This is a genomic window from Bernardetia sp. Wsw4-3y2 (genome assembly GCF_037126295.1).
GTDB lineage: Bacteria > Bacteroidota > Bacteroidia > Cytophagales > Bernardetiaceae > Bernardetia.
Window position 1 is genome coordinate 4375504 of the sequence record NZ_CP147017.1, and the last position, 16752, is coordinate 4392255.

A 16752-nucleotide genomic window follows, 5' to 3' on the forward strand; every position below is an offset into this window, starting at 1 on the left:
ACTTTTTAAAGAGTACCTATACTTCATCACCCCAGTCTTGCACTTCAGAGTCAAACAGGTGCCATGTCTTTTTTAATCTTTTTTCTAGTCTTTCTTCACTAACCCACCTTGAAAAGAAAATTTGACTATCTTCTTCTTTATTTTTATTTAGTATTTCATCAAATCGCATTATTACTAATATAGTGTCATCAGGGTTATTAAAGCACATAAACTGTAAATTTTCTTGTAGAATTTTAATTAATTCATTAGACTTATCTACCTCTTTATAACTATAAATCAAAATATCCCATAAGTTGGCAGTAGTGGAAATAACACAAGTGCAGTCTGTAGTATTATTAATTAATGACATTGCCAAATCCCTATTATCAACAGAAGATTTACAAACTGTTTTCCAAATTTTATATACCTTTTCATAATTAAAATCAAAGGATGAAAAACCATTAACACCACCATTAACAAAATATTGTAAACAGATATCAAAGGCAACAACATGTCTATGCTGTATTATATAGAGGATTACCTCATTCCAAAACTTTCTATTCTGATGACCTATTCCTAAATATGAGATTATATTTGAGAAACCACAATAAGTAATTAGACAATCTCTTAGTAACCTATCTGAAAATTTAGATAAGAATATTTCAATATCAGTCTCAAATATATTTTCATCTCCCAATATAGTGTTTACAATTTCTTTAGGAGGTGTATAACATGTTAGTGCTAAACTTTTTATCCATCTACTATCTATTCTTTCTTCTTTAATTAAAGCCAATATTTTATCCTTTTCAGAGGTGTCTAAATCCTCCCAGTAAGATAGTATCCATCGCAAATTTGAAAGCAGAAAGCTTGTATTCTTACTACTTATTAATTTTGGAAATATACTTTTTCTACTTTTCCAATCTTTTTTTGTAAGCTGCATAAGATTATCAGCTATTCCAAGTTCCCACGAATCCAGTACATATCCATTTTTTAAACGCCACATGATATTGTCATACCAAATATTTATTACTTTTACCCCTTGTTTTATATCTAAATAGTTGAAAGCTACATTCATTGAGTTCCCAAATCTTGCTGTATTAAGATTTCCAAATATACTAAGAGGCAAGCTATTAGATATTATAATAAACCATTCTGACCATACCTGCCAAATTTCTTTTTTTTCTTCTTCTACTACTTCATCCCAGTCCATCGACTCGTAATTATGTTCAGTGGCAAGTGTGAATAGAAAATTGAAACTTCTTATAGCTATATGCTCTTTTGTAAGCGATAAACTAACTAGTTTTTTTATTTTAGATTTAATTTTTGGCTCTAATTTTATCCAATTAATTAAACTGGCTCGTATAATATGAAATATAACAGTTGGATTCTCATCTTTAAATAAATCAAGAGCTATTTTAGGGTGTTGCTGTATAATAGAATAGACTAATTTGGTTCTGAAAAAAGTTTCTGAATAATGTAATAATATTCTAAAATGCTTTTCTGGAACAGCATTACGTTTTGATTTCAAAACGTACATCCAAGCGTCATACATGCTAGGCAGTTTGTCTATATTTAAAATATCTTTTGCTTTCTGAGCAGCTTGCCCATCAATCTTAGGTTGAAAGAAAGATACAGTACCTATTTTTGCATGAAAGGGGATAGTCTGATTCTCCCAACTTATTTTTGAATTTCTATTAGATTCTTTCCTTATTGTAGTTTGAAGTCTTTCATTCTGTGAATCATTTAATTTTTGATTATTGTCTATGATAAACATTAAGGAATTATCTACCACAGCAGGAAAAATAGAATACAGACTTTCAAAAGCTGTCTTTAATAGTTGTTGTTGTAGATTAGATTTGATTTTGCTGTAAATAAAGGAATAGTTTTTTGATGCTATTCTAGAAGCTGTTGGGTTTAAAGAAGATACACATTTCTTTAATATTTTTAGTTGTCTTTCTTGCTTACTTTCGCTTTTAGAAAAGAACAAATATCTTCCTGCTTCATAGTAATTTGGGTGTTTGAATAGCACTTTTTTATTTTCAATAGTTATAAATTGCCTCTCTTCAAAATATTCAATAGCAGCTAAAATATCATCATCAGGTTTTAAATCTAATTGAGGATACTTGGGATATTCAGAGTATTCTTGTAATTGACCAAATTGATCATACGTTACAAATGATAAGTGTTTCTCATTCTTTGAGAAAATATAAGCTAAATCAGCAAATGATACTGAGTGAATTGTGTTAGAACATATAGACAATATAGATAGTACTTGTGCAAATTCCTCTTTTGTTGTTTTAAGAGCCATTGCTATTTCTTTGGAATTTTTTCTCGCAATGTGTTCAAGACTGTCATAACTTGATGTTGAATATAGAGAATCTCTTTCACTAGCTAGATAAACTAATTGACCAATTTGTAGCAAGTGATTATTTTGAGTATTTGTAAGTCCTTTAGAAATTGTTCGTGTTACCTCCTTACTTATAGATTTAACTCCAGCATAATATTTCCAAAAATTATCTATATAGGAACTATCTGTAATTGTTACATCTTGCCAACTATGTGTGTCAATCTTACAATTTTTAATCTCACTCTCATTAAACACCTCCAATATAATTTCTGTTCGGCTAGTAACTATTAACTTATGATGGTTACTCAATCCTTTTATTAATTCTTCTAATTTTCTCTTATACTTTTCACTTTCACTAACAACTTCTACATGTCCAAAAGGATCTTCTAGTATTGCTATCTTGTTATCTGAAACATTATCTATTGAAAAAAATCGTTTAACATCTTCTATATTATCAGTATGTTGAAAACTAAATCCTTTATCAAAAAAATAAGTTGCAATTTTGCGAGCTAGTTCGGTTTTGCCACACTGAGAGATGCCTGTTAATAACAACACTTTTTTTTCTAATAAAGAATCTAAAAGTATTTTTTCTTCTTTTCTTTCTTTATAGTTGATGCCAATAAGTGGTCTGCCTATCTTATTTTTTTGAATTTTTTCATGTATCTTCTCAAAAACATCTTTAGAGTTATCTCTACCTATTTTTATTATTTCTAATAAAGATAAATACACATTTTCTGTATTGGATTGAGCAATATGATATTTAGTATTTAATAAACCTAGTATGTAACTATCTACTTTTTCATCTGATAGCTCTTCCCATATTAGGCATTTACTTAGAGCTTCTTCCAAAAAAGATTTATTTTCTTGTTCAATATTATTAGCTTGAGCCAAGCAAAAAGATTCACGCTTTCTATTTAATTTCGTTGGCTTCCAATTCTGACTTTTCAATTCTAGACTAAAAGATTTTTTCCAATCTTTAGTAATTGAAATGCTATTTTTACTAAAAGAAGGGAAATTTGCTTTTAGTTTGACCACATCATCAGAACATCTAGAATGAGTGACAAATAATGCACAAATGTTCTTTTTTGTTATTAACTTGTTGAGAAGATTATTATCAGCACTTCTTTCTTTAAAATGAGAAAGCCAATTAGTTAATTTAGACATAGTTATACTATTACTTTCTCTTTTTACTTGTATTTCAAAAATTATTGTTTCATTTTCAGACTTAATAATTAGTGAAGCATCTTCTCTACCCTCGTTCTCTACAAATAATTTTACAAGTTTTAATTCACTATGGTGAAGTAAAGCAATTAAGAGAGTCACTTTATATTGATACTCATAGCCTTTTACTCCGTTAATAGATACACTCATTTTTTATCCTTTTTAATGTCGAAGAATATTTTATTAAATCTGTTTTAGTAAAACTTTTAGAAGTTGAAATCTTCTTATATTTTTTAGCAACTTTACTATTCAATATTGAGATGAAAAACATTCACTAGCAAAGTACAAATTTTATTTAAAAAAGGATAGAATTTCTATTAGATAATTAATCAAAAGAGTGGTTATGTTTATTAACAAAATTTAACAAAAGCCTTAAAACCTAAAAACTACAACTCCCTAAAAATCAACCACTTAAAAAATAATTGACTTTTTTTATGAAATAGTTGTCATTTTTTAAGTGTTTTTGTCATTAAGTGATAGGACTTATTGTTTTTTGTCCGTAAAAATAAACTTCCAACTAATAATTCATACTTTAAATGGAACGCACCCATTCAATAGAATCCTTAATTAAAGATGTGCAAAATGAATATGCTGTTTTGCCTGAGTTTCAACGAGACTTTGTTTGGGAAATAGCCAAAACAGTTGACCTTTTTGATTCAATTGTTAAAGATATTTTTATTGGAGCTATTATCTATGGAGTACCTTCATTTGAAATCACAACAAGAGCTGTTGATGATAGAGAGCGAAAAACAAGAGGTAAAAGAAGAAATACTCTCTTAGTTAAGCATTTTTCAAAGGCTCAAATAGATGAGAAACAAAAGATTGATAAGAGTAATTTTCGTTTAATTCTTGATGGTCAACAGCGCATAACCTCTATGTATCGTGCATTAGAAGGAGTTGATGATATATATTTCATTCGGAAGAATGATTCAGAATTAGATAATGATTTAAGTGATAAAAAATTAAGTGAACAAACATTAGAGGAGGTTCTCTATAATTTTGATACAGAAGAAGATGATACTAGGATGTCTATCAAGTTATCTGATGTGTGGAAAACAATGAATGAAGACTATTTTGAAGATGAATTAAAAAATACGTTTTTCAAGAAAACATCTTACTATAAGGCAAATTCAGAAGATTCAAATTTTAATGAGATAGAAGAATTCAGAATTTATCTATCCCTTCAAAAAAAGATTCAAAATTTATTTAAAGCTGAAAAATTACTCTCGTATTATCTTTTAGATATGTCGTTGGATCGTTTTGTATTATTCTTTGAACGGAGTAATAGTAGAGGAGTTCAATTGAACTTTATAGATATATTGACAGCCAAACTGTATGAAGGTTTTAACCTAAAGAAGAAGATCAAAGAATTTGAAAGTAAAAATTCAGGATATGAAATATCACCTGAAATTATTGTTCGTGCAATAGCTTATATAGTCAGCCGAGATAGATTTGAAGAATCTGGAAAAGGTATGGAAATACACCGAACATTTATTTTAACTGAATTAAATGCCGAACATTTTAATTTGTATTGGGAAAAGGTTTCTAACTGGTATAAAAAAACATTAGAGTTTTTATTTAATAATCATCTTGCTATCAGTCAATACTGGATACCCTATCCAAACATGATTATTCCTTTAATTATTTTTCAGAAGGAATTAGGTTATGGATTTGACCAAATGAATGATAATCAAAGAGAATTTATTTTTTATTGGTATTGGTGTTCTATATTTTCACAACGCTATACAGGTTCTTCCAATGAAAAAATAATACAAGACTGTAACATATTGAGTCTAATAGCAAAAGGTGAAAAAATCAAAGACAGAACTTTTTTGAACAAGCTTTCAAAAATAGCAATTACATCTTGGGGTGATTTATATAGCTATGATAAAAGACAAAATGCTGTATATAGAGGTATCTTAAATTTTATAAATTATTCAGTAAAAGGGCTTTTAGATTGGAATAATACCTCAAAAATTAATTTTATGGATAATATAGATGATCATCATATTTTTCCAAGAGATTTTATTGACAAGAATTTGTCCGATGATGATCCTAATAAAGACTTTATAAACAGTGTAGTAAATAGAACTCTAATTCCTAAAATAACAAATATAAAAATAGGTAATAAAGCACCTTCTGCATATTTATCAGAGATAAAACAGAGAAATCCTTCTATAGAACAGAGTTTAAAAACTCATTATATTGATACTGACATTCTAAATGGTCAATATGATAATAATTTTGGTTTTTTCTTAGAATTAAGAGCTGGAGAAATATTCAACCAGATAAAAACAGAAGTTGTAGATAAGTTTCAAGAAATAAAAGACATGCACTATCAAGAACCTCAAAATGTAAATGTCACGTCTGTAAAAATTTCAGCTACCTATTATAATAAAAAAGTAGATGCTGTATTTAATCCTCAATCAAAAACAATTCAGTACAATGGAGAACTCTTTGATTCTCCCTCAAGTGCAGGAATGAAAGCCAAACAAGATTTAGGCGCACCTGAAGGAGCAACTGTGAATGGATGGAGGTTTTGGAAATACTTAGATCCTTATTCTAATGAAACCAAGTTTATTGATCATTTGAGACAAGAGGATACAAATGTGTCTTAATTGATATATCCTTAGATAAAGGTAAATAATAACAATATCAAATAACATAATTTTCCCAAAACAACCCTCAACTTAACTACTATGGAACTACTATATCTTTGGATCGAAAAATATAAAAATATTGAAAAACAGGGATTTAACTTTAGTCCTCAGTATCATTTTGAATATGATGAAGATACGAAAGAACTCAGTGTTGATAAAAAAGGAAATGAGGATTTTTATAAAGATTTTTTTAAATTAAAAGAAACATCAGATACAGGTAGTGATGGTTCAGAACAGCTTGGAGAAATAACCAATGTTACAGCTATTATTGGGGAGAATGGTACAGGTAAAAGTTCGATACTTCAAGCAATATTTACAATGTCTGATAATCATTTTTATAATAAAGCTATAATTAGATATAAAATCTCAGAACAACTAAAAATTGCTAGTGTAGATAAAAGAAGTATGGATTCAATTAGTAGTTCTAATACAACTCACGAATACTTTAGTAAAACACATGTTTTATTTTATTCATCACAAGTATCCATCTCTTCATTACCTCAAAATAATTATTCCTCAGTTTACAATTTATCGTCAGAAAAAATAATACAAGCTCTTTTGTATAAAAATGAAAGAGGCAATGCCAATGGACGTGATTTATGGGCAAAGATCTTATTTCTAACAGCTTTTTCAGATAACAAAATATTTTTAGATAAAAGAAGGATTCCTAAATATTTAAGACTGAAAATTACATATAATGGTAAAAATACAATTACTTGGAAGGATAGAGATGATTTTGTAAACAAAATAAAAGATACACTCTCTAATGATTATAAAGAAGCTATCTCTAAAATAGGGGAGACGGAACAAGTGCAAGAGTCAACAAATACAGAAGATGATATCGAAAATGATAATATTTTTTATAGATATTTAAATGTTCATTCTCAGAATAAGCACAGCATAGATAAACTAAAAGAATATATAGATAAGAAAATTAGTGAATTTGAAAATTTTATAAAAGGTTTGGATAATGATGATTTTGAGTTTAACCAAGGATATAATGATGCTTTGTTTCTAAAATTTAAAAATATAGAAAATGAAGATAATGCTATTTTTGATTTATATGCTTTTAAAATAATAGATGTAAAATTTGCAGTACTTCCTAACTCACTAGAAGAATTTTATTTTTCATCTGGAGAATCAGCTTGTATTACTTTATTTTCTCGTTTGTATGATTTGAATAAAAACATAAAAATATTAAATGATAAAGCTATCACCAAAAGTGATATTCTCTTATTAATTGACGAAGGCGAAGCAGGCTTACACCCTCAATGGCAAAAAAAATATCTAAACACATTACTTGATATCTTGCCTAAGATATTTTTAAATAAAAATATTCAACTGATTCTAACTTCTCATTCTCCATTTCTAGCCTCTGATCTTCCAAAAGAAAATATTATTTTTCTTAAAAAAGGAGATGATGGAAAATGTGAAGTGGCTGATTTAGTAAATCAACAAAGAACTTTCGGTCAGAATATCTTTGAGTTGTTTGCAGATTCATTCTTTGTTCAAGATGGATTAATTGGGAAATTTGCTGATAATAAAATCAAAGCAATAGCTACAAAACTCAGCGAACTAAAATTAAAAGTTGAAAAAGAGGAAGCTATAACTTCAAAAGAACTTAATCAATTAATAGATGAGATTGATATGATAGGGGATGACTTTATTCGTTTTAAATTCAATGAATATTATACCTCTATTATCACAGCATTAGATAATTCACCTAAATCTAGGCGACAAAAACTACTCTCAGAACTTAAAGAAGTTGAGGACAAAGCTAAAAACATTCGTAATAAACTTTCTAAATCAAACGACGAGGAGGACTTATAATCATGAAAGCAATTAAAGAGAAATTCAAAAATGGCAATCCTAGAGATAAGAAAAAGTGGGAGAATATTGAAACAGAATATATTAATCTTATATTGCCTGTTTGTGAATCTTGTGAAAATGGCAAAGTTAAGCAAAAGAAGTCTTGTTCTAGTTGCAATTATATTGGCTATGAGAAAAAAGGATTTCTCTTAAAGAAGCTTCAATCATATAATAAAAGTAATACACAACCTACTATCAAAAAGTTAAGCACATTTTTAATAGAAGATCTTAAAAAAGATGAGGGCATTTTAAAAGGTTTATTAACTAGTGAAGAGTTTGATTATAATAATCTTGAAATGGATATTAACATAGATGAGAGTAGGAAAGTTTTTTTATTGCTATTCCCTAAATTAGTTTTAGAAGATTACTTTTTTCAACAATCATATTTTAAAAGCTGTGTTGGTGATATGGTAAAATGGAGTGAGCAAAATATTATTACAGACAAAAATAAAAATCATGATGACTTTAAAAAAAGCATATATGATAATTTAATAAAAAACTCCTCTTTTTTATCATTACTTGATAAATTAGGTAAAAATATTAGTGCATTTGATAAAGAAATTACTGTTGGGGCTGAAGCAAATCAAACAAAAATAAAAATCAAAGAAACATTTTGCAATAGCAAAAATACAGAGAAATATAAAACACAAATACACAGAGATTTAGAAAGTTTATATGACATAAAGGTTAGTGATTTATTATCAAGTTTCCCTCAAAATTTAGTTACAAAGGAGCAAATTTTCACTTTTATAAAAACGTCTAAGTTTATCAGCAAAACCAAAACAAATAAAAACGAAGCTAAAAATGATTTTGCTAATTTTATTGAAAAAAAAGGTATTCAGAATAAAAAAACAATATCCAAAAATTTAATATCTGAAATTTTTCATGAAGGTCATATTGACTATTTTTATAAAATACCAAACGATAAGCTAGAAGAAGAAATAAAAAAAATAATTAATAAAATATTTGATAATACTCTATCAACATTACTTTATGAAAAAATATTCAAATATACAGACCTCCAAAAAATGCATGGAGGATGGTTTGCTGACAAGTTAGGTATAAAAGCTTGTCCCTACTGTAATAATCAATGGGTATTGTCGGTTGATAAAGATGATAAAGGCAAACTTAAACCCAAATATCAGCTTGATCATATCAAACCTAAATCAATATTTCCACATCTAGCTATTTCGCTGTATAATCTTGTTCCGAGTTGTGCAAATTGTAATTTAGCAAAAGGAGATTCTTATGAAGATTTTTTTAATCCATATTCAGAGAGTTTTCATGATAATGCTAAGTTTGAATTATTGGATAAAAAGGGAGGTTTTATATATGACCTAAGTAAAAAAAAGGATCTAAAAAACTCTAAATTAAGCCTTTCTTGTGCAGTTTCTAAAAAACTAGCTAACGGCAAAGACAACCCTGATTATAAAATTAATTCTCAAAAGGTAGAAAAGCATAAAGAGAAATTTGCTTTGGATGAGATTTATACCCTTCATAAGGATATCATAGAAGAAATATACGCAAAAAGATATATTTATAAACACAATAATACTTGGCGAGATAAGATCAAGAAAATGCTTGAAGGTTTTGATAAAACAATAAATGGAAAAAACTTAGATCATGAAATAGATCGTTTTATCTATGGAACATATACAAAATCATCAGATTTTCATAAACGAATTCATACTAAACTACATAATGATATTATTGAGGAGTTAGAAAAATATGACGCTTTACAAGGGAGTACTAGTACCCCAAAAAGTATATAAGTTATCAAAATTTATAGGGCTAAATTTGTTTTATAATTGAGCCTATCTCCAATCAAAATAGAATAGAAAATGAATGATAAAAAGAACCTTTCGGAAGCTGACATAAAAGCAAAATTCATAACTCCTGCTATTTTACAAAGTGGTTGGGATGAGCATACACAAATTGGACGAGAAATTTATTTCACAGCAGGAAGAATACAGGTAGAAAAGAAAATGTCGTACCGTCAAGAAGCAAAATTTGCTGATTATATTCTGTACTACAAACCCAATATTCCTATTGCTATCATAGAAGCAAAAAGTAATAAACATTCTGTACAATCAGGCATTCAACAAGCCTTAAATTATGCTGCTATTTTAGATATTCCTTGTGTTTTTTCTAGTAATGGAGATGGATTTTATTTTCACGACAAAACAGCAGACCCAGAAAAAGGCGAACAAATAGAACAAGAACTTTCTTTAGAAAATTTCCCAAGTCCGATGTTGCTTTGGGAAAAATACAAGAAGTACAAAGGAATAGAAACAAAGGAAGTAGAAAAAATTGCTACTCAAGATTATGACTTAGGTAAAAACAAACCTCGTTATTATCAGCAAATTGCCATAAATAGAACCGTAGAAGCAGTTGCAAAAGGACAAGACAGAGTTCTGTTGGTAATGGCAACAGGAACAGGAAAAACATTTACAGCTTATAATATCATAAATCGTCTTTGGAAAAGTGGTGCAAAGAAAAGAATTTTGTTTTTAGCAGACCGAAATGCGCTCATAGACCAAGCTGCAAAAAAAGATTTTCTACCTTTTGGAGAAGCTATGACGAGAATAAAACACAAAAAAATTGATAAAGCATTCAATGTTTATTTAGCTATTTATCAAGGACTTACAGAAAATAATTCTCCTCTTACAGAATCAAATGATGCCTATAAAGAATTTAGTAGAGATTTTTTTGATTTAATTATCATTGATGAATGTCATCGTGGAAGTGCAAGAGAGGATAGCAAATGGCGTGAAATATTAGATTATTTTGATTCGGCAACACATATCGGACTGACTGCAACACCAAAAGAAACAGCTACGGTTTCGAATATGGATTATTTTGGAGAGCCTATTTATACCTATTCACTCAAACAAGGAATTGATGATGGGTTTCTTGCTCCTTACAAAGTGGTAAAAGTTACTTTGGATATTGATGCAGAAGGATGGCGACCAGAAACAGGTTTTTTAGACAAAAAAGGACAACCTGTAGAGGATAGAATGTACAATCAAACTGATTTTGATAGAAATATAATCATTGAAGGACGTAGAGAATTAGTAGCCAAAAAAATTACAGAGTTTTTGAAAGGACACGGACGTTTTGCCAAAACGATTGTATTTTGTGTTGATATCGAACACGCAGAAGGAATGCGAAAAGCTATTATCAATCAAAATAAAGATTTGGTAAAAGAAAATCATAAATACGTCATGAAGATTACTGGCGATGACAAAGAAGGAAAACTAGAACTAGAAAATTTTACAAGTGCAAGTCAGAAATATCCTGTCATTGTTACGACTTCAAAACTGCTTACTACTGGAATAGATGCAACTACCTGTCAGCTTATTGTTTTGGATAGTAATATCGGTTCTATGACTGAGTTCAAACAAATCATTGGAAGGGGAACTCGTGTAAATGAAGAATACGAAAAAATGTATTTTACAATAATGGATTTTAGAAGAGCAACCGACCTTTTTGCTGATAAAGACTTCGACGGAGAACCTGTCATGATAAAACAAGCCGACCAAGACGAAGATTTATCAACCGTAGAAGAAAACGAAACTAGCAATACTAATGAAACTGATTTTGATTCTAAAAACGAAACAGAAACAGACATTTTAGGAGGTGGAGAAATTGTAGGAGGAAGAAAAGAAAAAATAAGAATTGATGGCATAACGCCCAAAATTCTAAACGAAAGAGAGCAATATTTAGGAAAAGATGGAAAAATAATTACTCAAAACCTAAAACAATACAGTCAAAAGAAAATCAAAAACTCTTACAAAAGCCTAGAAAATTTCTTGACTAAATGGAATGAAACCGAGAAGAAAAAAGTCATTATTGAAGAATTGGAAAAACAAGGAATCCATTTTAAAGACTTGAAACGTTCGGTAGGAAAAGAGTACGATGCCTTTGATTTGATTTGTCATGTAGCCTTTGAAGCAAAGCCACTTACACGAAAAGAAAGAGCTGATAATGTAGTAAAAAGAAATTATTTTGCTAAATATGAAGCACAGACACAAGAAGTAATTCAGAATTTACTCAAAAAATATGCTGATGAAGGTTTGAGCGATTTGGAAGATACAAGTCTTCTAAGACTTGACCCTTTTAATAAGTTGGGAACACCCTTACAGCTTATTCAGCTTTTTGGAGGAAGAGAAAAATACCTTGAAGCTATCAAGGAATTACAAAATGAATTATATAATATTGCATAACCAAAACTCTAAATATGAACAAAATATATAACAATAGAGCATTTGAAATTCTGCTAGATTCGTATAGTGAAGAATCTCATAATTTATACTGCGTAATAAAATCTCTTTTTGATTATCCTAATACATTTGATGATGACCAATATTCTGTATTAGAAGGAAAACTTTATTCGGCTGCATTTGCTCATTTAGTTTCTACCTATTTAATATCTATGGCTGGAATGTCTGAACATGGCGACTTTGGTTTGTTTGTAGGAGATATGGAATTTGAAGAACATGCTGACGAACTTATAGAAATAGCTAAAAAACAAAAAATTGAAATTGATGAGAACTTAGAATATGATGAGGACGAAGAAGAGAATCCATTAAATGATATAGTTTGGGAAGTCATGTATTTCTATAGAGGAAAAATTGCGACAGATATACAAAACCTTTTTGTAGATAAATCTAAAATTATAAACTTATTTGCTTCTATCTTTGAATTTAACCAAGAGGTTAGCGCACCTTATTTCAGAATTGATGAAATAGATTTCTATGTTTTATTTGAAGAAGAAATGGGTTTTAAAATATAAAAAACGAACTTAAAACCTCAACAACGGCAAAGCCTAATTGATGGTAAAAAACTAAACAAAAAAAATGACAAATATTTCAGCAGTCGTTCAGAGTATCCGAAATATCATGCGAAACGATGATAAAGGAATTTCTGGAGATGCACAGCGATTAGAACAATTAGGCTGGATGCTTTTCTTGAAAATTCTTGATGCTAAAGAACAAGAATTTGAAGTTACCAAAGAAAATTATACTTCTCTTATTCCTACAAAATTTCAATGGCGAAATTGGGCAGAAGATAGCGAAGGAATTACAGGAGATGATTTACTTGCTTTTATTGATGGAAATCTTGAAACAGGAGAAAAAGGACTTTTTACAACGCTTAGAGAATTGCAGAGTTTGGAGGGAAACAAACAACTCACTACTGTAAAAAATGTATTTGATAATCTGAATAACTACATGAAAAGTGGTTATGCGATGCGTAGGGTTATCAACGAACTAAATAAAATAGATTTTAACAAACTGGCTGACAAACAAGTATTCGGAACAGTCTATGAATCTATCTTAAAAGAACTCCGTGATGCAGGAAACAAAGGCGAATATTATACGCCTAGAGCAATTACGCAGCTCATGACACAGCTCACAGACCCAAAACTAAACGAAAAAGTGCTTGACCCAGCAGCAGGAACAGGAGGGTTTTTGACGGCTGCCATAGACCACATTAAGGAAAATTACGTCAAAAAAGTAGAAGACGAACAAAACCTACAACAAAATATTATCGGTTGGGAACTCAAACCTGTTGCCTTTGTACTTGGGCTTACCAATCTGATTTTGCACGGCATTGATACGCCTAACTATGAATATTTTGATAGTTTGAATAAAAATTATATTGATGTTTCGAAGAGCCGTAAAGTAGATGTTATTTTGGCAAATCCTCCTTTTGGAGCAAGTATTAATAGTCAGATTGATATAACAAGTAATTTTCCTTCTCTGTTTCGTTGCAAAGAATCGGCTGATTTGTTTGTGGTCGCTATTCTGCAACTACTCAATGAAAAAGGACGTGCTGCCATTGTTTTGCCTGATGGTTCGATTACAGGTGATGGCGTAAAGGCACGAATTAGAGAAGAATTACTCAAAAAAGCCAATTTGCATACCATTATTCGTCTGCCTCAAAGCACATTTTTTCCTGCTACCGTAAGTACAAACTTACTTTTCTTTGAAAAAGGAACGCCTACAAAACAAATTTGGTATTACGAACACAAACTTCCCGAAGGACAAAAAAGCTATTCCAAAACAAAACCTATTCAGTTTAAAGAATTCGAACCTATTTTGGAATGGTGGAACAACCGAACAGAAAATGAAAACGCTTGGAAAATAGAAGCCAAAAACCTCAAAAACTTTGACCTTGATATTAAAAATCCTATACAAGAAGAGGAAGAAGAATTGAAATCTTCTAAAGAATATTTAACAAGAATGAAAGTGTCATTTGAAAAATCGAACCAACTTATTTCAGAGTTAGAAAATTTAATCAGTTAAGTAAAAATGGAAAAACATTTAATAGGCAGTTTCTTAAAAAGAATCAAACGTCCTATAGATTTAGATGATAATAAAGACTACAAATTAGTGACTATCAAAATGAATCATAGAGGAGTAACTTTAAGAGAAATGAAAAAAGGAGATAAGATAAAGTCAAAAATGTATGTTGTAAAAGAAGGAGATTTTATTTTATCAGGTATTGATGCTAGAAATGGAGCTTTCGGAATTATTCCAAAAGAATTAGATGGGGCAATAGTAACAAATGATTTTTGGTACTTTGATATAAATGAAAATATTATTTCTAAAAAGTTATTTTTAGAACTAACAGCTACAAGTTGGTTTGATACAATATGTAAAAGAGGTAGCGATGGAACTACACAAAGAATTAGATTACAAAAAGATAAATTTTTTAATCAAAAAATTTCATTGCCAAAAATAGAAGAACAAGTCAAACTTTTAGATAAACTTCTAACTTCAAAAGAGAAGCAATCAAAAATTAATAATGAAATCAAAACTCAAAAAAAGCTCCTTCAAAACTTAAAACAATCCATTCTCCAAGAAGCCATTGAAGGCAAACTAACAGCCGATTATCGCAGCCAAAACACAACTGAATCAGCGAGTGAGTTATTAAAACGCATTCAAGAAGAAAAAAAACAACTCATCAAAGACAAAAAAATCAAAAAAGAAAAACCATTACCTAAGATTACAAAAGACGAAATTCCTTTTCAAATTCCTGATAATTGGGTGTGGTGTCGAATGCAAGAGACAGGTTTATTTGAACGAGGAAAATCAAAACATAGACCTCGTAATGATAGTAAATTATTTAAAAATGGAAATATTCCATTTGTACAAACAGGAGAAGTAGCACGTTCAAAAAATAATGGTTATTTAATTGATTCTTGTTCCACCTATTATAATGAATTTGGCTTAGAACAAAGTCGTTTATGGAAAAAAGGAACTATGTGTATTACAATAGCTGCAAATATAGCACAAACAGGATTTTTAAATATTGATGCTTGTTTTCCTGATAGTGTCGTAGGTTTTACAGCTTTAAGTGATAAATCTATTTCAAAATATGTTAGATACTTTATAGAAGCAACTCGTTCAGATATTGAAAAATATGCTCCAGCAACTGCTCAAAAAAATATTAATTTAGGAATTATTTTTATGTTAAAAGTTCCTTTGCCTCCTGTAAATGAAATTAAACTCATAGTAGAAAAGGTAGAGGAAGCGATGTCAAAGTGTAGTTTATTGGAACAAGAAATAGAAAAGAGTGAAAAACACGCAACTTTACTTATGCAATCGGTTTTGAAAGAGGCTTTTGAGGTGGCGTAATAAAATGAGTTTATTTTTTGAATAATTTCATCTTATCCAATCTAGGACGACACACAGTCAAACAAAAAAACTACTCCCAAAAGAGTAGTTTTTTTATGCTCAATATTCCACAGGCACACCGTCCAAAAACTCTCTAATGATACGTAGTTGTGGAGGAAAAAAGAACCTTCCTTTTCCTACCTCAATTTGTTCTTGAATTGGACGAAGTAATTTTTTAAAAGTCGTATAGTAAACAGTTCAATGAAAAAGTGGAATTAAATTTAAAATTGAAGGTGGTTGAGAAAGAATTGAGGGACTTACACTAACACAAAAACTCTTTTCTAATCAAGGAATCAAAAAAACAATTGAAAGTATTGAAGACGTTCGTCGTCGTTTAGGTAATAATTACTTAGAAATAATCCTAAGCCGAGTTCAGAATCTTGAGCAAGATATTATTATTTCTGTAGAAAATCAGATGAAAAAGGAGAGGTTGGTTTGAGTGAATTAAAAAATTATCGCTAAATTGTCGGAAGAACCAACTATATTCTTACTTATCAATAGCAAAGACTCTCACTGCATCTCTTGCTTTACTTTCTGGATTACTTGGTTCATCAAGAATCTTATTCTATTTTCTGTATTTTATGATATTTATCCCACTTACCTTCATAATAATTAATGGAAATACTATCTCCTTCATTGAAATATTCCCAATTATTACCTCCGTATACAATATTAGAAATTTTTCCTAACCTAGTTTTATAATTAATTACATAAGTTGTAGTACTGCTAGCTCCACCACGAGCTCCACCATGCTCTTTAGTCTCTACTTCTTTATTTGTAATTATAGCATATTCAGATTTATATGATTCATTATTCAACTCATTTACATGGTCATATAATTCATTGAAAATCATTGTATTAATAAGAAAAATACCTATTAAAAATAAAAAATGTAAAGCAGCATATTTACCTAACAGTTCACTAGCTTGTCTTCTATACAATAAGAAAAAATAAATAATGCATACAAATAGCGAGTAAGGTAGAGAATACGTTA

The 16752-nt window shown here is 29.5% G+C and carries 9 protein-coding genes; 7 read left to right on the top strand and 2 right to left on the bottom strand.

The genetic code is table 11. The features are described 5' to 3' along the window. Positions 1 to 16: 16 nt before the first annotated feature. Entirely contained in the window at positions 17 to 3697 is a 3681-nt protein-coding gene (locus V9L05_RS18275; protein WP_338813296.1) for a hypothetical protein, read from the bottom strand. A gap of 386 nt (positions 3698 to 4083) precedes the next feature. On the opposite strand from V9L05_RS18275, the gene V9L05_RS18280 reads away from it, so the two are divergent. From V9L05_RS18280 to V9L05_RS18310, 7 genes are all read left to right on the top strand, one after another. After that, a complete protein-coding gene (locus tag V9L05_RS18280) occupies positions 4084 to 6165 on the top strand; it encodes a DUF262 domain-containing protein (RefSeq protein WP_338813297.1) in 2082 nt (693 codons plus the stop codon). Positions 6166 to 6246: 81 nt separating this feature from the next. Continuing rightward, positions 6247 to 8037, top strand: coding sequence for an AAA family ATPase (locus V9L05_RS18285; protein WP_338813298.1), 1791 nt, complete (start codon positions 6247 to 6249; stop codon positions 8035 to 8037). Positions 8038 to 8039: 2 nt separating this feature from the next. Continuing rightward, positions 8040 to 9848, top strand: coding sequence for an HNH endonuclease signature motif containing protein (locus V9L05_RS18290; RefSeq protein WP_338813299.1), 1809 nt, complete (start codon positions 8040 to 8042; stop codon positions 9846 to 9848). A gap of 69 nt (positions 9849 to 9917) precedes the next feature. Next, a complete protein-coding gene (locus V9L05_RS18295) occupies positions 9918 to 12302 on the top strand; it encodes a DEAD/DEAH box helicase family protein (protein ID WP_338813301.1) in 2385 nt (794 codons plus the stop codon). A gap of 14 nt (positions 12303 to 12316) precedes the next feature. Continuing rightward, positions 12317 to 12871, top strand: a complete 555-nt coding sequence (locus V9L05_RS18300; RefSeq protein WP_338813302.1) for a hypothetical protein — start codon at positions 12317 to 12319, stop codon at positions 12869 to 12871. A gap of 64 nt (positions 12872 to 12935) precedes the next feature. Further along, complete coding sequence (locus tag V9L05_RS18305) at positions 12936 to 14384, top strand: N-6 DNA methylase (RefSeq protein WP_338813303.1); 1449 nt, start codon at positions 12936 to 12938, stop codon at positions 14382 to 14384. Between the two features lie 6 nt (positions 14385 to 14390). Next, positions 14391 to 15719: a restriction endonuclease subunit S gene (locus tag V9L05_RS18310; RefSeq protein WP_338813305.1), complete on the top strand. Its 1329-nt coding sequence runs from the start codon at positions 14391 to 14393 to the stop codon at positions 15717 to 15719. Between the two features lie 599 nt (positions 15720 to 16318). Here V9L05_RS18310 and V9L05_RS18315 read toward each other — a convergent pair. After that, entirely contained in the window at positions 16319 to 16612 is a 294-nt protein-coding gene (locus tag V9L05_RS18315) for a hypothetical protein (RefSeq protein WP_338813307.1), read from the bottom strand. Positions 16613 to 16752: the final 140 nt, after the last annotated feature.

Bases quoted from the DNA above. Each gene is read 5' to 3' on its own strand.
- V9L05_RS18305 (WP_338813303.1), top strand. From the start codon at position 12,936: ATGACAAATATTTCAGCAGTCGTTCAGAGTATCCGAAATATCATGCGA.
- V9L05_RS18300 (WP_338813302.1), top strand. From the start codon at position 12,317: ATGAACAAAATATATAACAATAGAGCATTTGAAATTCTGCTAGATTCG.
- V9L05_RS18295 (WP_338813301.1), top strand. From the start codon at position 9,918: ATGAATGATAAAAAGAACCTTTCGGAAGCTGACATAAAAGCAAAATTC.
- V9L05_RS18275 (WP_338813296.1), bottom strand. From the start codon at position 3,697: ATGAGTGTATCTATTAACGGAGTAAAAGGCTATGAGTATCAATATAAA.
- V9L05_RS18290 (WP_338813299.1), top strand. From the start codon at position 8,040: ATGAAAGCAATTAAAGAGAAATTCAAAAATGGCAATCCTAGAGATAAG.
- V9L05_RS18315 (WP_338813307.1), bottom strand. From the start codon at position 16,612: ATGATTTTCAATGAATTATATGACCATGTAAATGAGTTGAATAATGAA.
- V9L05_RS18285 (WP_338813298.1), top strand. From the start codon at position 6,247: ATGGAACTACTATATCTTTGGATCGAAAAATATAAAAATATTGAAAAA.
- V9L05_RS18310 (WP_338813305.1), top strand. From the start codon at position 14,391: ATGGAAAAACATTTAATAGGCAGTTTCTTAAAAAGAATCAAACGTCCT.
- V9L05_RS18280 (WP_338813297.1), top strand. From the start codon at position 4,084: ATGGAACGCACCCATTCAATAGAATCCTTAATTAAAGATGTGCAAAAT.